The organism is Acinetobacter sp. V89_7, from assembly GCF_029967895.1.
Taxonomy (GTDB): Bacteria; Pseudomonadota; Gammaproteobacteria; order Pseudomonadales; family Moraxellaceae; genus Acinetobacter; species Acinetobacter soli.
On record NZ_JASCAJ010000009.1, the window covers coordinates 1 to 3,214 of the forward strand.

1 rRNA gene is annotated in these 3,214 nt (G+C 49.3%); it reads right to left on the reverse strand.

Annotated features, from left to right (window positions below):
* Positions 1-23: 23 nt before the first annotated feature.
* Positions 24-2,913, reverse strand: a 23S ribosomal RNA gene (locus QLG00_RS01180).
* Positions 2,914-3,214 lie beyond the last annotated feature (301 nt).

A 3,214-nucleotide genomic window follows, 5' to 3' on the forward strand; every position in this document is an offset into this window, starting at 1 on the left:
TACAACAACTGTTTGGGTGTTGTATAGTCAAGCCTCACGAGCAATTAGTATTGGTCAGCTTCACATATCACTATGCTTCCACATCCAACCTATCAACGTCCTAGTCTTGAACGGCTCTTTAGAGGAATAAATTCCTAGGGAAATCTTATCTTGAGGTAGGCTTCCCGCTTAGATGCTTTCAGCGGTTATCCCTTCCGAACATAGCTACCCGGCGATGCGACTGGCGTCACAACCGGTACACCAGAGGTTCGTCCACTCTGGTCCTCTCGTACTAGGAGCAGATCCTCTCAAATTTCCAGCGCCCACGGTAGATAGGGACCGAACTGTCTCACGACGTTCTAAACCCAGCTCGCGTACCTCTTTAAATGGCGAACAGCCATACCCTTGGGACCTGCTTCAGCCCCAGGATGAGATGAGCCGACATCGAGGTGCCAAACACCGCCGTCGATATGAACTCTTGGGCGGTATCAGCCTGTTATCCCCAGAGTACCTTTTATCCGTTGAGCGATGGCCCTTCCATACAGAACCACCGGATCACTAAGACCTACTTTCGTACCTGCTCGACTTGTGGGTCTCGCAGTTAAGCGCGCTTTTGCCTTTATACTCTACGCGTGATTTCCGACCACGCTGAGCGCACCTTCGTACTCCTCCGTTACTCTTTAGGAGGAGACCGCCCCAGTCAAACTACCCACCAGACATGGTCCTCGCCCCGGATTACGGGGCAGAGTTAGAACCTCAACATTACCAGGGTGGTATTTCAAGGATGGCTCCAATGGAACTGGCGTCCCATCTTCAAAGCCTCCCACCTATCCTACACAAGTAAGGTCAAAGTTCAATGTCAAGCTGCAGTAAAGGTTCACGGGGTCTTTCCGTCTAGCCGCGGGTACACTGCATCTTCACAGCGATTTCGATTTCACTGAGCCTCTGCTGGAGACAGCGCCGCCATCATTATGCCATTCGTGCAGGTCGGAACTTACCCGACAAGGAATTTCGCTACCTTAGGACCGTTATAGTTACGGCCGCCGTTTACTGGGGCTTCGATCAAGAGCTTCGCTTACGCTAACCCCATCAATTAACCTTCCAGCACCGGGCAGGCATCACACCCTATACGTCCACTTTCGTGTTTGCAGAGTGCTATGTTTTTAATAAACAGTTGCAGCGGCCTGGTTTCTGCGGCTGTCAATCGCTCAGGGAGCAAGTCCCATCACCATCAACAGCGTACCTTCTCCCGAAGTTACGGTACCATTTTGCCTAGTTCCTTCAGCAGAGTTCTCTCAAGCGCCTTGGTCTACTCGACCTGACCACCTGTGTCGGTTTCGGGTACGATTCCTGTGTAACTGAAGCTTAGAGACTTTTCTTGGAAGTATGGTATCAGCCACTTCGCTAGTAAACTAGCTTGCTATCGACTCTCAGCATAGAGCACCCCGGATTTGCCTAAGATGCATGCCTACTGTCTTCCACCTGGACAACCAACGCCAGGCTGACCTAACCTTCTCCGTCCTCTCATCGCATTACACAGAAGTATTGGAATATTAACCAATTTCCCATCGACTACGCCTTTCGGCCTCGCCTTAGGGGTCGACTCACCCAGCCCCGATTAACGTTGGACTGGAACCCTTGGTCTTTCGGCGAACGGGTTTTTCACCCGTTTTGTCGTTACTCACGTCAGCATTCGCACTTCTGATACCTCCAGCAGACTTCTCAATCCACCTTCATCGGCTTACAGAACGCTCCCCTACCACGTAACTTAAAGTTACATCCGCAGCTTCGGCACATAGTTTTAGCCCCGTTACATCTTCCGCGCAGGCCGACTCGACTAGTGAGCTATTACGCTTTCTTTAAAGGGTGGCTGCTTCTAAGCCAACCTCCTAGCTGTCTATGCCTTCCCACATCGTTTCCCACTTAACTATGATTTTGGGGCCTTAGCTGGCGGTCTGGATTGTTTTCCTCTTGACTACGGACGTTAGCACCCGCAGTCTGTCTCCCGGATAGTACTCATAGGTATTCGGAGTTTGCATCGGTTTGGTAAGTCGGGATGACCCCCTAGCCGAAACAGTGCTCTACCCCCTATGGTATTCGTCCGAGGCGCTACCTAAATAGCTTTCGGGGAGAACCAGCTATCACCAGGCTTGATTAGCCTTTCACCCCTATCCACAAGTCATCCCCTGGCTTTTCAACGACAGTGGGTTCGGTCCTCCAGTTAGTGTTACCCAACCTTCAACCTGCTCATGGATAGATCGCCTGGTTTCGGGTCTATACCCAGCAACTATACGCCCTATTAAGACTCGGTTTCCCTACGGCTCCCCTATGCGGTTAACCTTGCTACTGAATATAAGTCGCTGACCCATTATACAAAAGGTACGCAGTCACCGAACAAGTCGGCTCCCACTGCTTGTATGCATGCGGTTTCAGGATCTATTTCACTCCCCTCACAGGGGTTCTTTTCGCCTTTCCCTCACGGTACTGGTTCACTATCGGTCAGTCAGGAGTATTTAGCCTTGGAGGATGGTCCCCCCATATTCAGACAAGGTTTCACGTGCCTCGCCCTACTCGTCATCATTGTGTGTGCCCTTTCGTGTACGGGAATATCACCCTCTACGTTCGCACTTCCCAGAGCGTTCCACTAGAACACACACAACTTAATGGGCTGTTCCCCTTTCGCTCGCCGCTACTAAGGGAATCTCAATTGATTTCTTTTCCTAAGGGTACTGAGATGTTTCACTTCCCCTCGTTCGCCTTGCATGACTATGTATTCATCATGCAATACCTATCTTATGATAAGTGGGTTTCCCCATTCAGACATCTCCGGATCAAAGGATATTTGCCGCCTCCCCGGAGCTTTTCGCAGGCTATCACGTCTTTCGTCGCCTCTGACTGCCAAGGCATCCACCACATGCACTTAATTACTTGACTATACAACCCCAAACAGTCGTTAACCCTTACAAGTCAGGTTAAGACAGAACTAAGTTACCTTAGCTCCACAGCTTGTTGTTTCGTGAACTTAATCACCGTACAGCTTCAATCTAAATTCATATACCAAAACGCTTGATTCAGTTAATTTGCTAGTTCTCGGATTAAATAGTCACCTAACAATTGCTTGTTAGCTTCTTATCTAATCGAGTTTGAACAATTTATTTCAGACTCAATATTTTCCAATCTGTTAATGAATTAATGTGTCTTCGTCAGATCACACTAAACTGTGATAAATCACAGA